The following is a 20034-nucleotide window of genomic DNA, read 5'->3' as shown; positions in this document are numbered from 1 at the left end:
ATGTCCTCCTAACGAAGCCATTTCACTGCCTTAATATCTGTACCATCTCCGACTGAGGAAGTTATATCAAATTCATCCATTAATCGTCTAACTCCTGGTAATCCAGCACCTAATCCTCCCGATGTCGAAAACCCATCTTCCATCACTTTTCGGATATCTGGTATTCCCGGCCCTTTATCAACGGCTGTGATTTTTAAACCTTTTTTACCTAGGTCATAGATGCGATCTATTCGCATTTCGCCTTGTCCTGCATATAAATAAATATTTCGAGCAAGTTCTGAAATTGCAGTTGTTATTCTTGCTTGATCAACTGTACCGAATCCAAGCTCTTTTGCTACATTCCGACCAAGTTGTCGGGCTGCAACTATGTCCCATTCGGTGACAATTTTGACACAGGATTGGTTTTCCATGCTTTACTCCCCCAACTCCCGCTGTAATGTTTCAAGCCCTTTTTCTAAATCTAAAGCTGTTTCAACATCCTCCAAATGAATGCCTAATTCAATCAATGTAATCGCAACAGCAGGCTGTATTCCTGTTAAAACAACTTTTGCACCCATTAACCTTGACATACTAATAACATCACCGAGTACCTTGGCAATGAAAGAATCGATAACATCAACTGACGTTAAATCAATAACAACCCCATTCGCTCCCGTTTCATGAATCTTATGAAGTAGATCTTCTTGAAATTGAAGCGCAGTTTGGTCATCAAGCTCCCATTGAATGGATATTAGTAGACAATTATATAGCTTTAATATTGGTATTCTAGCATTCATTTGCTATTCCTCCATTGAAACAATTTGACGATTCGTCATCTCTAACGCAGATTCAATACCTTTTTGTAAACTATTTTTAGTAATTACTTGGCTTAAGTCAATACCTAAATTTACGATTGTTTGCGCAATTTCTGGTCTTATCCCAACAAGCAAGCATTTTGCACCTACAAGTCTAACCGCTTCAGATGCTTGAATGATGTGATGGGCAACCATTGTATCAACAACTGGCACACCCGTAATATCGATTAAAACAACTTCAGCTCGATGCTTGACAACTCCTTGTAGAATGTTCTCCATAATCCGCTTAGCTCTTTCAGTATCTATAGTTCCTACTAAAGGCATAACCGTAATATTATCAAAAACAGGAATCAATGGTGCTGATAATTCCTGAAGAGCTATTTTTTGAAGGGATACTGTTCTTTCCCAAGATGATGCATATTGATGCAGCACCTCACTATTAATAGGAGCAATCCATTTATCAAATGCCCACACAAGATTCATCTTCTCTTCTTCCGTATTATTTACTGTCATCATCTCAAAAAGAATTTTGTTCAATTCAGATAATCCAGTTGATATGTATTTTAATGACCAACCTAACTGAACAATTTTTTGAGAAAAGTACTCAATTTTACTAGTTACCTCTTCCCCAAGACTATTAACATTAGTTAATACTATATTAAAATATTCATTACAAATGTTTGTATATAATTTATCAGATATAACAGTTAAGTTTTTTTGATCATCAAGATCTTTCATTCTATCAGTCCACTTATTAATCAATTCTTCGCGATTTACCTGAATAAACTCGAAGAATGGGTTTGATGCTTTGTTCATTATGGTAACTCCTCCTTATATATAACGAGAAATATATCCCCCTATTTAATTATACCGACTTATTTGTCCTAAAAAAAGAAATACCCTAAATACTCCTTTTATATCTGTTATGATGAAAGCTAGATAAAAATAAAAAGGCTGCCTTAATTAGCAACCTTTTTATTTTACGTATTAGCATATTTTATTTTTAATTATCGCTAAAAATCAATAAGTCCTAAGCTTATTTGCAAGGCTTCATCTACCTTATCCATCATTTCATCGTCAAGATGGGTAATTTTATCAGTAAGCCTTTGCTTATCAATCGTTCGAATCTGTTCAAGTAGGATCACAGAATCCCTTTCAAATCCGTAACGCTTTGCATCAATCTCAACATGAGTTGGCAACTTTGCTTTTTGAATTTGGGCCGTAATTGCCGCTATAATAACTGTAGGACTAAAGCGGTTTCCAATATCATTTTGGATAATTAATACAGGACGTACGCCACCTTGCTCCGATCCTACAACAGGGGACAGATCCGCAAAATATACGTCACCGCGTTTAACAATCAAATGATTAACCCCCGCTTACTAAGCGTTCAACGGTATGATCAGCCTCAGATTCTGCCAGAAATGCTTCAGATGCAATGTTTAGATTAATTTTCGCCATCTCCATGTAACCACGTCTCATAGATTCGCGAATTTGTCGCTTTTTACGCTCACGAATATACATCTTCGTCGCTTGATAAATAAGCTCATTTCTGTTCCCGTTCTCCTGTTTAACCAGTCCATCCAATTCTGATACTAATGCTTGAGGTAACTGAATTAAGATTTCTGTTGTTGCGCTGGACTCAGACACAAACATACACCTCCACCAAACTTACCATCCTATATTCCATTCCAAATTCAATAATAACATTTACTGCCCTAGAAGCAAAGCTTTTTCACAAAGAAAAGCGAAAGCGCCTGTTCAGCGACGTATGAACTGGAGCACTCCGTATGAGATAAAGGAAACACGAAGAGCGATAGCGATTCGATGTTGACTTATCGTAAGGAGGAGTGTGAAGTTCATTAGGCGCTAGGCGCTGGAGCTAGACACCAAACTAAGTACAGCGTTTTACTTTTGTACTATCTGAAGCGGAAGCGCCTGTTCAGCCAGCTTAAAAACATACTCTCTATCCAAATTATTGTTTGATCAACATCTAGATGATCAAACGGTTATATTGAACAATGAAAGTATAAGTGAAATTTACTTGCTAAGCCTATTCCATCCTCTATTATCGTCATGTATAGGTTATTTATTCATTTTTATGATAGCATTTCACATCTTAACATTCTTTGGTCATATTCGTTATAAGAGGATTGCTCACATCAATTATACTCTTATTTCTAAAAAACATTCGCGGAACACGTGAAGTTATCATACAAGTTACCTCATAATTTATTGTATCAAGTCGTTCTGCCACTTCATCAACCGAAATTCGTTCATTATTTTGTTTGCCGATCAATGTTACTTTTGTGCCAACAGGAAGTTTATATGGAAGCTTCACCATACATTGATCCATACAGATCCTTCCGACTAATTCTACACGGTTATCATCAACTAATACTTCTGAATTCTTTAAACTTCTTAGCCAACCATCAGCATATCCGATTGGAAGTGTTCCAATCCATTCATCTTCTCTCGCTTCATAGGTTGCTCCATAACTTACTTTTGTACCTTTCGGAACCTTCTTAACATGCACTAACTTGGTCTGTAAGGCAAACGCTTCTTGTAAAGAATAAGGTAACTCGTTTTTTATTTCTAATGAAGGGGATAATCCATACATTGAAATTCCAAGTCTAACAGCATTAAATAGTTTACCGGGGAAACGAAGACCTGTAGCACTATTCCCACAGTGCACTAGTATATTTTCATGTGAAATACTATCTATTAGTTCCAGGAATTTTTCATACTGATTATTAAAATATTGAAGATCAATTTCATCTGCTGTTGCAAAATGAGTATAAATACCTGTTATTGCAAAAAGAGATGATCCTGAGACAAATGTCATTAAAGAAGCAAGATCCTCAGCATTTCTGACCCCTAATCGGCCCATTCCAGTATCAAGCTTTATATGGAGATTAATTGTATCCTTTTGTATATATTGCTTAGCTTCATATAACCATTCCAATGAGAAGACAGTTAACGTAATATTGTACTTAATAGCTAGATCAACATTTTCTGCTCTAGTCGCACCCAATACTAAAATTGGCGCATGTATACCTGAATTTCTTAAAGCTATAGCTTCATCTAAAAAGGCCACAGCTAATATAGATGCACCAGCATCAAGTGCAGTTTTTGCAACTTGGTAAGCACCATGTCCATACCCGTTTGCTTTTACCACTGCAATGATCTCTACGTTCTCTCCAATATGATGTTTCATTGCTTTTACATTATGCGTTATTGCATCTAAATTAACTTCAACCCAAGTATCACGATAAAATTCATGCTGCATCTTACTCCACTTCCTCATCAAAACTTAACAACTAGATTAATTATCTCGACTTCACTATGGAAATGTCAAATAGTCAAGAATAAAAAAATGAGGATGTGGTAAATTAGTCACGTTAAGAAAAGCATAATAACTATGAAAGTTCCAGGCAAACAAGACACTTATGAATTCTCGGTGTTTTTCGCCTCCAATTCATGAGTGTTTATTTAACCCCCAAAAAGCTCAAGGTACAAACTTTTATTGATCCTAATAAACGAGAACAAAAGCGCAAGTGCCTTTATCAGCCTCAAATAAGCTAATTTAGAATAGAAGGCGTCCTTTGTCTTCAATTTTAAATTAGCTAGACCCTAGAGGGGCTAGGCGCTGGAGCTGGATGTCGTGCGATTATCCACAGTACAAGAATTTTATAATTTCCTGCAGTAAAAAATCGGGTGGATTCCGCCACCCGAATCATTTATTTTGCTGCTTGACCTTGAACAGATTTCGCAACCATTATCATTTCCTCTTCTGATAAATCTTCAGAAGCTAGCATATAGTCAACTCCATCGTGTGACCATGTTAAAGTAGATTCTGACAAAGCACCAATTGTAAATCCTAGATCGGCAGGATGACCATTAACAAATGTTGATGTTGATGCAGAAGCAGGAGTTGCAATTTCAGCACTTTCTTGAATTAAAGTGAAAGACTTTTCACCACCAAATGTTAGGATAACACGTTTCCCATTTTCAGTTTCTACTTCAGTTTCCTCTAGTAATTTAACACCATTTGGCTGTTCTAGAGGATACTTAACCGCAAACGGTTCACGATCTCCCGTTGCCATTGTTGGAACTTCTATTTGAGCACTTGACATATTTTTCTCTACGTCAAATGAATTCTCATCAAACGAAGCATTGAACTCAAAGCTAGAAAATTCTACAACAACAAGTGGATTTCGATCTGTATCCATGACTTTAACCATTGAAGGAGCTAAATCCTTTTTATTAAAAGTTATCTCTTGAGTTGGCAGCATTTTGTTGTTTTGATAATTTGTTTTTGTTTCAAAAACATATTTATCTTCAGCTACCTTAAATTTCGCCTCTGGATCATTTAAAATATCTTTTACTAAAGATTCGTAAAGGTATGCTTGACTACTATTTTGCGGCCAGTCACTTTGGAAACGGAAGCTTTTATTAAGTGCTGGAGTTAACACAAACACACCTTCGTCATTTCGTAAAATCATTTGGCTTTGTTCCTTTTGTGAATTTTTTAGGTTCACTCTGTAATACGTAGGACCTTTGTGCCAAATTTCAATCTCATACTCTTGTGGCTCACTACCAGTTTGAAGTGTCATCTTTCCTTTAGCCTTATACCCCGACATTTCTTCAATCTTCTTTTCTAACGCTTGAACTACATCTGCCTGTGATTTCTCGCCACACCCCGCAAGGACGAGTACTGTTAAAAGCCCTACTAAAAATAAAACCAAGCTTTTTTTCAACATTTTCAACCCCTTTGCCTCATATAACGTTAAAATGGAAGAAATCATTCGCTAGACCTCACCTTAACTAGACTCTAAAACTTTGAATTTTAAGCCAGTAATCAAAAGATGAACTCCAAAAACAACTTGTCTTCCCTATCGCATAACCAAATATATGAGACAAACTTTCCAAATATGCAGACAAATTTTAAAAGCGGAAGCGCCTCGAACAGATCCGACAGGCATAAGACGTTCACGTATAGAAGGCGCTCTTTGCCTTCAATACGTGAACGTCTTATGACCCCGAGGGGCTAGGCGCTGGAGCTATACAAATTCAAAAGCGGAAGCGCCCTGTTAACGACATATAAAAAAAGAGCACCTCGTATGAGAGATGCTAGACCAATCGACTTTTATGGGCATTTACTGTAATTCCTTAGTATTAATCGTATGTATTCAAACCCTATCTTTCTAAAACTACCTGCGCAGCAGCATATTGACGAGTGTGTGTTATAGAGACATGAATGGTAGAAGACTGTGAGAATTCTTTAAGGAGTTGAATAATCGGCTTTCCCTTTTCATTATTCATTACTTCAATATCCTGGAAACTTATCTCTTCACCTATGCCTGTTCCTAAAGCTTTAGATAATGCCTCTTTTACAGCAAAACGTCCTGCTAAAAATTCTACTTTTCTTTCCTTGGAAAGAGTAGTGAATTTTTCAATTTCATTTATTGTTAGAATCCTCTTAATAAATCCTGGTTGACGCTCAACAATTCTTCTAATCCGATCAAGTTCAATAATATCTAAACCAATTCCAACTATCATATTTAAACAACACCTTCCAAAAACCCTTTAATTGTACTATTTTGGATAACTCGTACATATCCGTGTTAGTATGAAACAGTACTTTACTCTTATTTTATAATCTAATTGTAACTTACTGATCCTTAGATTAAAAATGCTGCAGGAAATATGAAAAGCGCAAGCGCCTTGGTCATCGCCGTACAAACTGGAGGAGCATCGACTGAGATAAAGGAAACACGGTAAGCGAAGCGAACCGATGTTGACTTATCGTAGGGAGATGATCTGAAGTTTGATAGGCGATAGGCGCTGGAGCTGGATCTCGTGCGCTTATCCACAGTTCAAGGATTTTATAATTCCCTAAACGATAAGAAGAATCGCCATTGTTGTCAGCCCCTAGCCAATTAAACTTTCCCTAACAAATATCTGTAAAGGAGGAAAACGATGTTTACTAGGACAGAAAGCTTTCGAACCTTTCTTCAGTTATACCCAGTAGTTTCTATTCTTGTTGGTATTCACATTTTATTTTGGCTACTATTTCAACTACCAATTCCCTCAGTTCAAATTATCTTGCGTTTATTAGATGGATATAATGCAGGAATTGCAAATGGAGAGTATTGGAGGCTTGTTACACCTATCTTTTTACATATTAGCTTTGGTCACCTTTTCTTTAATACGGTTTCCTTGATCTTATTTGCTCCTACATTAGAGAAAATGTTAAAAAAGCGTAATTTCATTTTTATTTATTTAGGTTCTGGCCTTATTGCTGATATTGCAACTTATCTGTTAGAACCTCAACAATATTCACATCTAGGAGCTTCAGGTGCAATTTTCGGCTTATTTGGTGTATATCTATTCATGGTGTACTTCCGAAAAGGTATAATCGATCAAGCGAATTCACAAGTTATTATAAGTATTTTAGTTATCGGGCTAGTTATGACATTTTTTAACTCTAATATAAACATTGTAGCTCACATCTTTGGTTTTTTAGGTGGCTTCGCCTTAGCTCCGTTTTTCATTAAAAAGAGAGGCCAGTTTGTTCACCAAACATATTATACTTCTAGTCCAAGTACTTCTAGATTTTCGATAAAGCAAGTAAAAGGAAAGCATGTAATATGGATAATCTTTGGTTTATTAATACTTATCGGGATCTTCTTCCGATTCTCCTAAAGGAAATGAATACACGAAAATCCAAAACAGATACAGTTATTAAGACTGTATCTGTTTTGGTTTTTGTTAATTATAGGACGATTGTGTTCTTTTAACCCTATTCTAAAACCTTGGCTTCGTTAGGGCTATTTCTCCCTTGAGTATGAATACCAGTTGCCTAATTGGGAAAGATCATTTTCTTCTAAATCCTTAATAGTAAAATGCCTGCCAATTATCCCTGATTTTATCCAAACCTCAAATGTTTGTAGCGATTTTCTTCTTTGAAAATATGACGTTTTACTCTTAAAGGATTGCAGTCTATTTCGATGAATAAGAACTGTTGTTTTTGAGATAATACGAAATCCTAATTGTATTTGGTTTCCTTTTATGTTCCAACCTGCATCTTTATAGGAGAAATATCCCCAATACGCACTGATTGGAATTAGGATTAACGACAAAAACCCCCAAGGTGCTAGAAAATAAGAAACTGGAATGCATATTATCAGAGCAGGTATAATTTTTCTAAACATGTACCGTTGTATCGACCTTTTCGGCAATCGTTGCATTTTTTCACTATTTTCAAATAATGGGAGATATTGTGATAATAGCGAGGAAATTGCCTTTTTAGGGACAACCGGAAATAAAATTGTTGAAGCTCCCTCGTCCCCAGCACTACCTCCTGCACTTTCAATATAAACTGTTGCATACCCTAAAAGCTGTCTCAAAGGATTTTGTACAATTCTAATTGCTTGAATACGTGAAATCGGAATAGATACTTGACGTTTTTCAAAAATCCCACTTGAAATTCTAAGTTCATTTTCAGCTTTTATAACTGTAAAATAGGCATACTTTAATAACACACCAATAATACTTAAAATCCAGGCAATAAAAAAGGCGATAAAAACTAGCACAGCATATAAAGTAAAGCTTGCATTCGTAAGAATTTCAAATCGGTCTAGTAGATCTTCATATGGAATAAATTCATCAAATTGCGAAAAAAAGGCCGCAATTGCAGAGATAATAACACCAATACCACTTGAGGTTGAAGCAGCAACAAACAAATCCTTTGGTTCCATCTTGAAAGTTGGAAGTTGGGGTTTTTCTTCATTTTGATCTACATCTTGATTTTCAATTTGCTTTGAAACATCCCTTTTATGCATCGCGATCGCATTTTGTATTCGATCTGCCTCTTGTTTTTTTATCGCAGTTAGGACAGCCTCAGCTTCCAATCCACCGCCAGCTGTTTCAATTTGCACCTTTACTAGCTGAAAAATCTGTTGGATGATTCCAGCAGTTGTGTTAATTGATTGTATTCTCTCAATTGGAATATAGCGTTTTTTCTTAATAAAAAGACCATGCTTAATCCTAAGTTCTCCATCCTCAATCCAATAGGTGAATTTCCACCAATCCAAAATACTCGTTACAACAATAATGACAAATAAACAACTGGCACCAATGATAAAATATAGGTTAAATTCATTATTACCAAAGAAAAAGAAAAGAATGACTGGGAGAATATATGATTTAATAATCTTTAAAAAGCTTAATATCATTCCTACAGGATGTATTCGCTTTGGCTCAAACATCTTCATCTGTCACCCTTGCTAGCCTTGATATATGATCTCTCAAAAGGTCCGCTTCTTTTATATCAAGAGCAGGTATTTCATGCTTCGTAGCAGCAGTTGAAATCTCAATTGATGCTAATTGGTATTTTCGTAATAAGGGACCTTGGTGTGTATCAACATGCTGAACTCTTACCATCGGTACTAGAACTCGTTTAATAATGAAAAGACCATACTGAAGATCGATCTCATGTTCATGTACCTCATATCGCCAAACTCGGTGTCGAATTTTAGGAACAACAAAAATTGCAATTAAAGAATATATAAGCCAAATCATTGCAACTATTACCGTAATCCAATATGGCAGTTCTAGAAAATAGGCACCTACTCCTACTGATATTACGACCAACAGACAAACAACAGCACTAATAATAGCACTGAGTCTCCAAACAGTTAGTGCCTTCAAACTAATTTGATTTTTAGGTAGACCTCTCAATCCTTCTCTCCCCTTTATAAAGCAGCTGTTATTTTATTTAATAAAATGTAAATAATCCCATTTAATTATAGCATAATGGGATCATTTACATTTTAATTCAATTGTATATGGTCAAGCATTATATAGCTATCTAAGCCTATTTGGCCTTAATCTATTTCAAATGAAGCCTTATCAATCCACTTTATTTCACCATACTTTTTTAAATCATGAACTAATTGAAAAAGAGCATTGTCCTTTTGTTTAGCTTCAATCATACAATCAACTCTATTCACACTTCCTTTTATCGATGTTAAGAAATCCATAAACATTTGAACGTCAATATAATCAGAATGTGCTCGAAATTCCTTTTCATTTTTTGGACTTGAAATATGCATTTTAACAGGTAATCTAGATCCTTCCCATGTGTTCACCACTCTCCCCCAATGCTGTTCCCAATCGGATTCATCGTGATAGGCCAAATGATGATGATAATCAAACACATGTGGAACTCCTAGCTTTTCACATAAGTATAAGGCATCATTCATGTTAAACGTTGTATCATCATTTTCAAGCATCAACATTTTTTGTAGTGATACAGGAACTAGCCCCCAATTATGGATAAACTGTTCTAAAGCTTTTTCTTTATCATCATATGCTCCACCTATATGTAAAACACATCGGTGCTCGGGATTAATTCTCATTCCCTTTAAAAGCTGCTCATGCATCCGCAAAGTCTTTAATGACATTTTAACAATCTCTGAATTTGAGGAATTAAGTACAACAAAATGATCCGGATGGAAATCAACCCTCATTTGGTGAGCATCTAAAAAATCTGCAATTTCACCTAACCCGTCATATAAGTTGTTCATGTAATGCCAATCATGAAGCTCATCATGATTAGCTAAAGGTATCAACTTAGAGCTTAATCGAAAAAAACGGACGTCATTTGCAACACTATGTTTTAACAGTCTAAGGCAGTTTGCTATATTATTCTTGGCTATTTTTTCGAGCTTTGCTATCGCTGCTTCTCTATCTTTAATTTTTTCAAACTGAGTAAATGTCATCGTTTTTGATGGAGAACAATTTTGAAGATTCATACTCATCGCCACATAGCCTAATCTTACAATTGTCATAGATCATTCACCTCTTGAGGAATCTAGTTTTAGCTTCCCCAAATGCTGAAGATTCATTTCCATATAAAAAAAGATCGAATCCAGTTTTGGATTCGATCTCTTTTGGTTTTATTTAGAATTTGAGTAACGTCGTTTGCTATTATCTCTGTTACCCGCTTTATTTCTGTCACGGTCACCGTATGAACGGTTATTGTTTTTCTTTTGACCGCCACCGCTACCACCACTACCACTGCGGTTATAGTCTCCTCTTCTTCTGTTGTTAGAAGAAGAAGAACGACCTTTATTTTTAGATCTTGAGAATGCAGGAGCTTCATCTGTTAGTTTTACTTCTACAGCATTCGGCTCTTTTGTCATGTACTTAATAGCAGCCGCAACTACTACTTGTGCATCGAATTCTTCAAGAAGCTCTTCAGCAGTACGTTTGTAAAATGCAAGGTTATCACTTTCAACAATTGAGCGTATCTTTTCAACAGTCATTTGTTGTTGACTTTCAATTGCCTCATCAACTGTTGGTGGCTTCATGCGCTCCATTTTACTTTTTGTTGTACGCTCGATATTTTTAACGATATCCATTTCCCTTGGTGTAACAAATGTCATTGCCATACCTGTTTTTCCAGCACGTCCAGTTCGCCCAATACGGTGAACATAGCTTTCTGGATCTTGAGGAACATCAAAGTTGTAAACGTGAGTTACTCCAGAAATGTCTAAACCACGAGCTGCAACATCAGTAGCAACTAAAACTTCAATTGTACCTTCTTTAAATTTGCGTAAAGTCGACATACGCTTTGCTTGAGTTAGATCACCATGAATTCCTTCTGCAGTATATCCTCTTAATGTTAACGCCTCAGACAACTCATCTACACGACGCTTTGTACGACCGAAAACAATTGCAAGTTCTGGAGATTGAATATCAAGTAATCTTGTTAATACGTCGAATTTCTTTCTTTCATGTGTTTCTAAGTAATACTGAGTAATGTTAGGCACAGTCATTTCTTTCGCCTTAACTTTAACTAATTCAGGATCTTTCATGAATTTCTCAGCAATACGACGAATTGGATCAGGCATTGTTGCAGAGAACAGAAGCGTTTGGCGTTCTGATGGGACATTTGAAAGAATTGATTCAATATCTTCAATAAATCCCATGTTCAGCATTTCATCAGCTTCATCCAATACGATTGTATGGACAGCATTTAAACGGATTGTTTTACGATTAATATGATCCAATAAACGTCCAGGTGTTCCCACAATAATATGTGGATTCTTTTTCAAAGAACGAATTTGTCTGTTGATATCCTGACCACCGTAAATTGGAAGCACACGAGAGCGTTTGTGGTAACCAATTTTATAAAGTTCTTCCGATACTTGGATTGCAAGTTCACGCGTCGGTGCAACTACAACAGCTTGAATGCTTTCATTTTTCATGTCAATTTTTTCAATAAGTGGAACACCGAAAGCAGCAGTTTTACCAGTACCTGTTTGTGCCTGTCCAATCACATCTTTATTCTGTAAACCTAACGGAATTGTTTGTGCTTGGATTGGAGATGGCTCTTCAAATCCCATTTTGCTTATTGATTGCATGAGTGCCGAACTTAAACCTAATTCTTGAAACGTTAATGTCATGTATTCTTACTCCTTCTATATCGTTTGCTGTAAATATTTACAGACCTTATAGGTAACAGGTTTCTTAATCGTATCCATAATGAAACGATGTTTATATTAAATCCTATAAGCTTTGGGACCTCGCCAAAAGCTATAAAGTAGGTTATCAACTGTTGTGTCATCATGAAAAACAGTCAGATGCAAAAGAACCGTTCTGATTATTTGCCAACAAAAAATGCCCTTTTTCCAACAAGGGCAGCAGTTTACCTTATTTAAAGCCCGCAAACACTTTAAATGTAATCATACCACTACCAGTTCCTTATTTCAACTTAATGTATGGTTGTCTTTTCCAACCCATAAGGGCTCAAGTCCATAATTTGGTATAAATTACCCAAAGAAAAATGGTCCTTTTACTTTGAAAATGTATTAGCTTTCTTGTGTTAAGAGGTCAAGGTCTGTATTACTTTCATGTAGAAATTTCTCAACATATTCCTTTAAATCTTCATAATCCTCTCCATGACAAACATGGTGCTTTGAAAAGGGGAGCAACTTTAGCTTCTTCTCTTCAGATGGAATGGTTTTATACAAATAATGAGCACTTTTCACCGGTACGATTCCGTCACACTCTCCCTGAATGATGAGAACTGGTAACGTTAATTTTTTTAGATATGGTTTCACTTTCTTAACTAATTTCTGAAATTCAATTGTTGAGCGAAGTGGTGTTTCAACCATTTTCTTTTTATACCGGTTAAATAACTCGTTTTCATTAATATTCCCATTCAACAGATCTTTTATCATCTCTTTACAATCTAAAACTAATTGTTTTGGATTAACGTAATAAACAGCTGCACTTAAGAGGACGAGTTTTTTCACTTGATAATTGGCAGCTAAATAGGAAGCAATAACTCCTCCCATTGAAAAGCCGATTACATATACTTCATCCACTTCTTCCATGAGTGCAATAAGCTCTTGTTCAGCGTACGTAACCCATTCATTATATGTATGCCCTTTTAACGAAAGAGTTACTCCATGTCCAGGAAGAGTTGGCACTTTTACAAGCCAATCTGTCTTCTCCTTAATATAGTTTGCCAAAGGCTCAACTTCATATGGAGCTCCAGTAAAACCATGAATGAAGAGACATCCTATCATGTCATTGTAAACCTCCTTTTAAAAGAACATCTAGTGGTAATGCTCGTATTTAAATCACGCGTTTATATTTTAAGCATTTTGTCATTTATTCATCCATTGTTTTACTCACCTAAATTAGAGAATTTACAACTTCTTCGAGTTTCATTCCACGTGATGCCTTAACAAGCACTACATCCTTTTCGTTAACCATCGTTTTTAATTGCTCAATTAAAGCCTGTTTATCGTCATAATGGTGAATATATTCGTCTGACCGATTTTGTTTCGCACCATTTGCAATTTCTCGCCCCAATTTCCCATAGGTAAAAATGTGAGAAATCTTATCCTGTTTAATTGATTCTCCAACTTTTTGATGAAATTCCTTTTCATTTTCACCTAACTCAAGCATGTCTCCAAGAACAACAAACTTTTGATTAAACCCTTTCATATCTTCAAGTAAGTTAATCGCTGCTAGCATTGAAGTCGGACTTGCATTGTATGCATCATTAATAACAGATACCCCATTTTCCCCTTGCACTAACTCTAAACGCATTCCTGATATTTTAATGGCACTGAATCCTTCAATAATTGCTTCATTTTTCACTTCAAAATAGCTTGCTACTGCATATGCTGCTAACGCATTACACACATTATGCTTACCAAGAACAGGAATAAAGTATTCTGTATCTTTGATTTTAAAGGATGTTCCATTTAACTCCTGAATAATATTTGTAGGGAAGTAATCATTTTTATGGCTCTCTCCGAAAGTAACGGTAGAAAGAGATAATGAAGGTACTCGGTCTTGTAATAACGGTTCATCACCATAGTAAATAAAAAGACCATCTTTCTTTAGTCCTTTGACAATTTCCAGCTTCGCCTCTGCAATTCCCTCTCTTGAACCTAAATCCAATAAATGTGCTTCACCGATATTAGTAATTACCGCTACATCTGGCTTAGCTATTTTAGATAATAATTCAATTTCTCCGCTTGCACTCATTCCCATCTCTAAGATTGCAATTTCTGTATCCTCAGCCATACTTAATATCGTTAAAGGTAAGCCAATATGATTATTAAAGTTTCCTTTAGTTTTATGTACTTTATATGTTGTCTCGAGAACTGCAGCGATCATGTCCTTAGTCGTTGTTTTACCGTTACTCCCAGTAATACCTACTACTTTTGGTTTCAATTGCTCCAAGTAGCCTTTAGCAAGATCCTGTAATGCTGTTAATGTATCTTTCACAAGAATGACCGGTACATTTTCAGGAGGATTTATTTCAGATTCAGCCCAAATGACTGCAGCAGCTCCCTTTTCAATTGCCTTATCGACGAATTTATGACCGTTAAATTTATCCCCTACTAAAGGAAAAAACAAATTCCCTTTTTCAACATGACGAGAATCAGTTGTTACCCCGTTGATTTGCTGGTTTAAAAATTTTACATGTAACCCCGATCCATTTACCATTGCTTCTATTTCTGTTAATGTACGTTGAATCATTGTCATCGCTCCTTTTCTGTGAAAATAGATTCTTAAATAACACATTATTTACCTGCTCAAATATCAAATAAAGAGGAACTGATCAAAGATGATTTTCAGTTCCTCTTATTTACACCCTTTTAAGGGATTATCCTAATTCTATTCTTAACAGTTCTCTTAGAAAGTGTGTTTAATTTGCTGCTTTTGCGCAAAACGTTCTAATGCTAGATCGACAAGCTTTTCAATTAATTGAGGATACTCTACTCCAGTATGTTTCCAAAGTAATGGGAACATGCTATAAGGTGTAAAGCCTGGCATTGTATTTACTTCGTTTATTAAAGCCTCTCCGTCTGCAGTTAAGAAGAAATCCGCACGTACTAATCCAGAGCCATCAATTGCTTTAAATGATTTAATTGCCATGTCTTTAATTGTTTCGTATTCTTTTTCAGTGATGTTACCAGGAATGATTAAGTCAGTATCTCCATCCTCGTATTTCGCTTTATAATCATAGAATTCCTTTTTAGGTGCAATTTCTCCCACAACAGAGCAGGTAGGTTCGTCGTTGCCGATTACAGCTACTTCAATTTCACGACCGACAATTCCTTCTTCAATAATGATTTTGCGGTCAAATTCAAATGCTTCTTTAATAGCATTTTCTAAGGATTGTTGATCCTTACATTTATTTATCCCAACACTTGAACCTAGATTAGCAGGCTTTACAAAGCAAGGGTAACCTAATACTTCTTCAACTTGCTTATGTGCTAATTCTGGTGATTTTTCATAATCACTCTTAATAAAGGAAACATAATTTGCTTGAGCTAGGCCAGCTTGTGCAAAAAGGTTCTTCATTACTACTTTATCCATTCCTGCTGCAGAAGCTAAAACACCATTTCCTACATATGGAATATTTAACAATTCAAGTAGTCCTTGTACAGTACCATCTTCACCGTTAGGTCCATGTAGTAATGGAAAAATCACGTCTAGTTTTTCCTGGCCCTTCACGTTTGCAGGAAATAATTCACTGTTTAATGAAACTGGAGAAACTGTATTTCCTCCATCTTGGAGTTTAAGCGTGCTTACTCCCTTAACAGGAGCCTCTAAAGCATTCCCTCTTACCCATTCCCCATTTTCATTAATATATATTGGATGTATATCAAATTTGTTCATATCTAATGCATTTATAACTGCAAGGGCTGTTTGCAGGGATACGTTATGCTCTGCAGACTTCCCACCATATACAAGACCTAATTTAATTTTCATGTAAACCTTCCTCCTCAAGTTTCATCAATCTTATTTTATCACTTTACACTAAAATTGTTATTAGAGATTCCCTTATTTATTATATTAGTTTTCTTTTACACGAAAATAGGAAAGAAACTACGTTTATTATTTAAGGGAGAAAAATGCTCTTGAGGATAGAGTAGGCTTCTATTTTTCATATTCAGAGAAAGAAAATTATTTCAACACTACTTCACACCTTTTTACTTGCTTCAAAAGTGAACATTTTCATGTCTGACATTCCAACATTACTCTTCGATTCCTGGTAATTTCCATATAGTTTAACATCCATAAATCCTATTCTCTCAAGTACTAATTTAAACTCTTTTACTCCAAACCACAAAAATGATTGGAGCTTCCGTTCACTTAGAATTACCTCTCCTTCATTCCATTGTTCATAAGACAATAAATACTTTACAATTTGAGCATAGAAGTCAACCTCAATCACTTGAGATTCGCAAATGATCAATTGTCCCTGGCGATTCTTTGTTTCGACTTTTCTTTGGTTCAAATGAAATTCATCTTGTAGAATCAAGTCGATCATGATCTTGCCATTTGGCCTTAAATGTTCATAGCAACATTTTAACGTCTTAATAGCCTCAACTCTATCTTGAATTGTTAATATATATCCAAACGGAATAATGATCACATCATAGAAAGAAGGAAGTTTTAAATTAGCTAACTCGGCATGATAAACCTTTACGGAGTTAGATTCAACTTTCTGGCTATTAGGTACAATTCCCTCGATTTGCAGGCCACTCTCCTTTAAAGCTGGTAGTAATAGTGGCTGATTTACTCCTACCTCAAGTATTTTCCCTTTTATATTTAAAAGTTGTTGTTTATAAAAGCTTAAAAGCTTTGAAAAAGTATCATTTGTCTTCTCGTCCACTTTAACTTTATCCATTAAGAACCAGCGAAAATCGGCGGTCATTTTATATCACTCCTAAATAATCACTTTAAACAGTCGCGTGATTACGCCATTGCCATTTTGTATCTTATTATTTCTCTACAGATAACATTTATGTAAATACTGGCAAATTTCATTAAAACAAGCAATTTATAAATGGATTGTTCTAAAACAAACTACAATTTTTCTTTATACTAATTAAATACGAACCTTTTAAGAGCGGAATTTCTAATTATTCGATAAACAGTTTTTATAAATTATCTCTATAAACGAAACATCTTACACTTTTAAGCGTCTTTCATTATGAAGCTAGGAGGGAAGGATAGTGGATACGCAAAACATTTCACAAATAATTGAAGAACACAGGTCGAAAATCATCAAGACAACGAAGAATATTATAAAAAACCCCTCTTTGGTGGACGACATTGTTCAAGATGCAAGTATAAAAATATATTCATACTTTCAAAAAAAGGATTATGAGCTGCCTAAAAATATTGAAGCATGGGTAACAATTATTACTAAAAATACTGCTTATGACCATTTAAGAAAACTAAAGCGCCATCAAGATATTCACCAAAATGTAAGTGAAACATTTCAACATCATGACCAAAGTATAGATACACCTGAAAAAACAATACTCTCTAAAGAGAAAATCAAAGATATAAATGAAGTCTTTCACTTACTGGATGAGGAAACTAAGGAAATATTCATTCTTCGTAACAAAGGTTATTCCTATCAAGATATTGCAAAGATGAAGAAGCTTTCTTTAGGAAAAGTGAAAACTAAGATTTTCCGCGGCCGCAAAAAAATGATGGATTACCTTATTGCAAAGGGGGTGCTGTAATGACCTGTAAAGAATCCAAACAAAGAATATTAAGATTTGATCAACTCCCTGAACACGAACAAAATCATCTTTTGGAACATATTGAACGCTGCGAGGAATGTCAAACCTATTTCGAACAATACTTAACTTTGGAGGAGGGGCTTGATCTACTTCTACAAGAAAAGGATATTCATGTCCATTCTATAAAGAGAAGATCTTCTCAGCGAATCTTTAAAAGGGCATTACTCACCTGTGCATCATTTTTCCTGTTAATCATCGGTGCATGGAATACTCCACCAGTAAAGGCTGCTATTGAGAAAGCAATAAACGAAGTGATAATTGATCATTTCCTTAAAGGGCAACAACCGCTGGAAAATAAAGGAGAAAGTGCTACAGAGAAGATTATTTATGCTGAACAAAAGCTACAGAACAAGGAAATTGTATTTGTTTACCTTTCTGGACAAAAGGTTAGAAACGAATATGGCAATGGGAACTATTCCATTTCAGATGGTAAATACTTAGCTACTTACTCTAAAAAAGACAATTTATTTGTAATAAAAAAGCTTGTTTATAAAGGCGTCCCTTATGAAGTAGAAATTTTCAGGAACATAGATCCGAGTAGTATTACGTATAAAGGTGAGCGAGAGTATTTGGATCGACAAGCTGAAGTTTACCTAGTAGAAGAAAGTCAAGATGTCCAAAGGGAATATTGGTTCGATAAAGACACAAGTCTTTTTATTAAAGAAGTAGAAATTTATAAGGGCCATCGCCAAGATCAAGACAACTTAAACGAATTTAAAATCATTGAGGTTAAGAAAAATCATCGATTATTTGATTTTATTGCACCAGATGGAGCTAGAATTATTGATGAGTCCATTCAATAACCTGCCTAGGAGAGTAACCCTAAGGACCACCCCCTTTGGAGTTACCCTCCATTTCTATTAGCTCGATGCAAAGGAAAGATAGTGATAGGTTTGTTTACCAACTATCCCATCAACAGATAATCCTTTACGTTGTTGGAATGCTTTTACAGCAGATTCTGTTTTTGCTCCAAATATTCCATCAATTGTTCCAGGGGAGTATCCTAAACAACTCAAAGTTGCTTGAATCCCTTTTACATAAGAATTTTTATTTCCAGCATAACCCTTTTTAGCTAAATAGGAATAATCAAAGTCTATTTTTGTATTATTCAATACAACACCAAGCGATTTTCCGCCAGAATATCCCTCTTGAATATACCCCTTCACTCCTTGATTAATAATCCAAGTATAACCAGATGATTCTGATTGTAGTTCTTTAGTCCATGAACTATTTCCATTACAAGTAAATGCCCTTATGTAGTTATTCGATGTACTTTGTAATTGTATCGTTGTCTTTAGTTCTTGATCTGTGTAAGTTTGAGATGGAATATCCAAAGTCCCCTCTGCTAACACTTGTCCCATGTAACAGCTCCATCCTAATACCAAACCTAAGATAACTGTGAATATTTTCCCCATTGCTTCCCCTCCTTTTTACTTAATACGAAATAGGAGTTAGAAGGTTTCATCTACATGAATGGAAAGTTAATTTTTGTAAAATATAAAATTTACTTTCTCTTAGTTGGTTACAATACGAAAACTCTTTTGCCTTTGGTTATAGTTAACCTTTTTAATAAACATCCAGTTTCCAAATTCAAAAAAAACATCTACACTAAGAAGGACAGCTTATAGAAAGAAGGATACATATGTGGTTTTTGTTTATAATATTTGCCTTTATTGCCGGTTTAGCATTACCTGCCCAAGTGAGTATCAATGCTCAACTTAAAAATTATGTAGGCACTCCATTACTTGCATCTACGATTTCTTTTTTAGTAGGACTGCTAGTTCTCTTAATTGGTACACTTATCCATGGGTCATGGAGTCTAGGTAAAGGCCTAACTACTGCTCCTTGGTGGATATGGACTGGTGGACTTTTAGGGGCTTTTTATGTTTTGGCCTCCATTATCCTAATACCGAGGCTCGGTGCTGCAACAACAATTGCTTGCGTTCTAGCAGGTCAGGTAGTCGCCTCTATTATAATTGATCACTTCGGGTTATTACAGGTAACAGTTCATCATGTAACAATCCCTCGTATGATAGGTGCCTTACTAATTATAGTAGGAGTTATTTTAGTTCAAAAATTTTAAAGGATGTGGATAA

At 35.5% G+C, this 20034-nt stretch carries 21 protein-coding genes; 4 read left to right on the top strand and 17 right to left on the bottom strand.

Annotation, left to right across the window (positions count from 1 at the left end):
• Positions 1 to 8: 8 nt before the first annotated feature.
• From HUW50_RS10580 to acpS, 8 genes are all read right to left on the bottom strand, one after another.
• Positions 9 to 410 (bottom strand): anti-sigma regulatory factor, encoded by a 402-nt coding sequence (locus HUW50_RS10580; RefSeq protein WP_066332128.1) that lies wholly within the window; start codon positions 408 to 410, stop codon positions 9 to 11.
• A 3-nt stretch (positions 411 to 413) separates the two neighbouring features.
• On the bottom strand, positions 414 to 776 hold the full coding sequence (locus HUW50_RS10575) for an STAS domain-containing protein (protein ID WP_066332137.1): 363 nt from the start codon (positions 774 to 776) through the stop codon (positions 414 to 416).
• Between the two features lie 3 nt (positions 777 to 779).
• Entirely contained in the window at positions 780 to 1610 is an 831-nt protein-coding gene (locus HUW50_RS10570; RefSeq protein WP_066332142.1) for an STAS domain-containing protein, read from the bottom strand.
• Positions 1611 to 1807: 197 nt separating this feature from the next.
• A complete protein-coding gene (gene ndoA, locus HUW50_RS10565) occupies positions 1808 to 2158 on the bottom strand; it encodes a type II toxin-antitoxin system endoribonuclease NdoA (protein ID WP_026562078.1) in 351 nt (116 codons plus the stop codon).
• A gap of 4 nt (positions 2159 to 2162) precedes the next feature.
• Entirely contained in the window at positions 2163 to 2444 is a 282-nt protein-coding gene (locus HUW50_RS10560; RefSeq protein WP_026562079.1) for a CopG family ribbon-helix-helix protein, read from the bottom strand.
• Between the two features lie 469 nt (positions 2445 to 2913).
• Positions 2914 to 4083, bottom strand: coding sequence for an alanine racemase (gene alr, locus HUW50_RS10555; RefSeq protein ID WP_066332150.1), 1170 nt, complete (start codon positions 4081 to 4083; stop codon positions 2914 to 2916).
• A 451-nt stretch (positions 4084 to 4534) separates the two neighbouring features.
• Positions 4535 to 5554: an outer membrane lipoprotein-sorting protein gene (locus HUW50_RS10550; protein WP_066332455.1), complete on the bottom strand. Its 1020-nt coding sequence runs from the start codon at positions 5552 to 5554 to the stop codon at positions 4535 to 4537.
• Positions 5555 to 5993: 439 nt separating this feature from the next.
• Complete coding sequence (gene acpS / locus HUW50_RS10545) at positions 5994 to 6356, bottom strand: holo-ACP synthase (RefSeq protein ID WP_066332161.1); 363 nt, start codon at positions 6354 to 6356, stop codon at positions 5994 to 5996.
• Positions 6357 to 6776: 420 nt separating this feature from the next.
• Here acpS and HUW50_RS10540 point away from each other — a divergent pair, with 420 nt between their 5' ends.
• Positions 6777 to 7502 carry a rhomboid family intramembrane serine protease gene (locus HUW50_RS10540; protein WP_185653896.1) on the top strand — a complete coding sequence of 242 codons (726 nt, stop codon included), beginning with the start codon at positions 6777 to 6779 and terminating at the stop codon, positions 7500 to 7502.
• Between the two features lie 125 nt (positions 7503 to 7627).
• On the opposite strand, the gene HUW50_RS10535 is transcribed toward HUW50_RS10540, so the two are convergent.
• The 8 genes from HUW50_RS10535 to HUW50_RS10500 form a co-directional block, all read right to left on the bottom strand.
• Entirely contained in the window at positions 7628 to 9073 is a 1446-nt protein-coding gene (locus tag HUW50_RS10535) for a PH domain-containing protein (protein ID WP_185653895.1), read from the bottom strand.
• Positions 9060 to 9539 (bottom strand): PH domain-containing protein, encoded by a 480-nt coding sequence (locus HUW50_RS10530; protein ID WP_185653894.1) that lies wholly within the window; start codon positions 9537 to 9539, stop codon positions 9060 to 9062. Before HUW50_RS10530 ends, HUW50_RS10535 begins: the two co-directional genes overlap by 14 nt.
• 146 nt (positions 9540 to 9685) lie before the next feature.
• Positions 9686 to 10651 (bottom strand): UV DNA damage repair endonuclease UvsE, encoded by a 966-nt coding sequence (gene uvsE, locus HUW50_RS10525; RefSeq protein WP_185653893.1) that lies wholly within the window; start codon positions 10649 to 10651, stop codon positions 9686 to 9688.
• A 108-nt stretch (positions 10652 to 10759) separates the two neighbouring features.
• Entirely contained in the window at positions 10760 to 12271 is a 1512-nt protein-coding gene (locus HUW50_RS10520) for a degradosome RNA helicase CshA (RefSeq protein WP_066332192.1), read from the bottom strand.
• A gap of 405 nt (positions 12272 to 12676) precedes the next feature.
• A complete protein-coding gene (locus tag HUW50_RS10515; RefSeq protein ID WP_066332198.1) occupies positions 12677 to 13399 on the bottom strand; it encodes an alpha/beta hydrolase in 723 nt (240 codons plus the stop codon).
• Between the two features lie 109 nt (positions 13400 to 13508).
• Positions 13509 to 14870, bottom strand: coding sequence for a UDP-N-acetylmuramoyl-tripeptide--D-alanyl-D-alanine ligase (locus tag HUW50_RS10510; protein ID WP_185653892.1), 1362 nt, complete (start codon positions 14868 to 14870; stop codon positions 13509 to 13511).
• A 156-nt stretch (positions 14871 to 15026) separates the two neighbouring features.
• Entirely contained in the window at positions 15027 to 16109 is a 1083-nt protein-coding gene (locus HUW50_RS10505) for a D-alanine--D-alanine ligase (RefSeq protein ID WP_066332211.1), read from the bottom strand.
• Positions 16110 to 16320: 211 nt separating this feature from the next.
• The gene (locus HUW50_RS10500; protein WP_066332218.1) at positions 16321 to 17058 is read right to left on the bottom strand and encodes a class I SAM-dependent methyltransferase; all 738 of its coding nucleotides are present in this window, start codon (positions 17056 to 17058) and stop codon (positions 16321 to 16323) included.
• A 301-nt stretch (positions 17059 to 17359) separates the two neighbouring features.
• On the opposite strand from HUW50_RS10500, the gene HUW50_RS10495 reads away from it, so the two are divergent.
• Together HUW50_RS10495 and HUW50_RS10490 are read left to right on the top strand one after the other, a co-directional pair.
• Positions 17360 to 17878, top strand: a complete 519-nt coding sequence (locus HUW50_RS10495) for an RNA polymerase sigma factor (protein ID WP_066332220.1) — start codon at positions 17360 to 17362, stop codon at positions 17876 to 17878.
• A complete protein-coding gene (locus tag HUW50_RS10490) occupies positions 17878 to 18741 on the top strand; it encodes a hypothetical protein (protein WP_066332224.1) in 864 nt (287 codons plus the stop codon). Before HUW50_RS10495 ends, HUW50_RS10490 begins: the two co-directional genes overlap by 1 nt.
• A gap of 57 nt (positions 18742 to 18798) precedes the next feature.
• Here the strand turns inward: HUW50_RS10490 and HUW50_RS10485 are convergent, their stop codons facing one another.
• Positions 18799 to 19353, bottom strand: a complete 555-nt coding sequence (locus tag HUW50_RS10485; protein WP_066332226.1) for a peptidoglycan-binding domain-containing protein — start codon at positions 19351 to 19353, stop codon at positions 18799 to 18801.
• 227 nt (positions 19354 to 19580) lie between these two features.
• Here HUW50_RS10485 and HUW50_RS10480 point away from each other — a divergent pair, with 227 nt between their 5' ends.
• The gene (locus tag HUW50_RS10480; RefSeq protein ID WP_066332229.1) at positions 19581 to 20021 is read left to right on the top strand and encodes a DMT family transporter; all 441 of its coding nucleotides are present in this window, start codon (positions 19581 to 19583) and stop codon (positions 20019 to 20021) included.
• The last annotated feature ends 13 nt before the right edge of the window (positions 20022 to 20034 follow it).

The sequence above is a fragment of the Metabacillus sp. KUDC1714 genome, from assembly GCF_014217835.1.
Taxonomy (GTDB): Bacteria; Bacillota; Bacilli; order Bacillales; family Bacillaceae; genus Metabacillus; species Metabacillus rhizosphaerae.
This window is presented reverse-complemented; position numbering and strand designations above follow the sequence as displayed.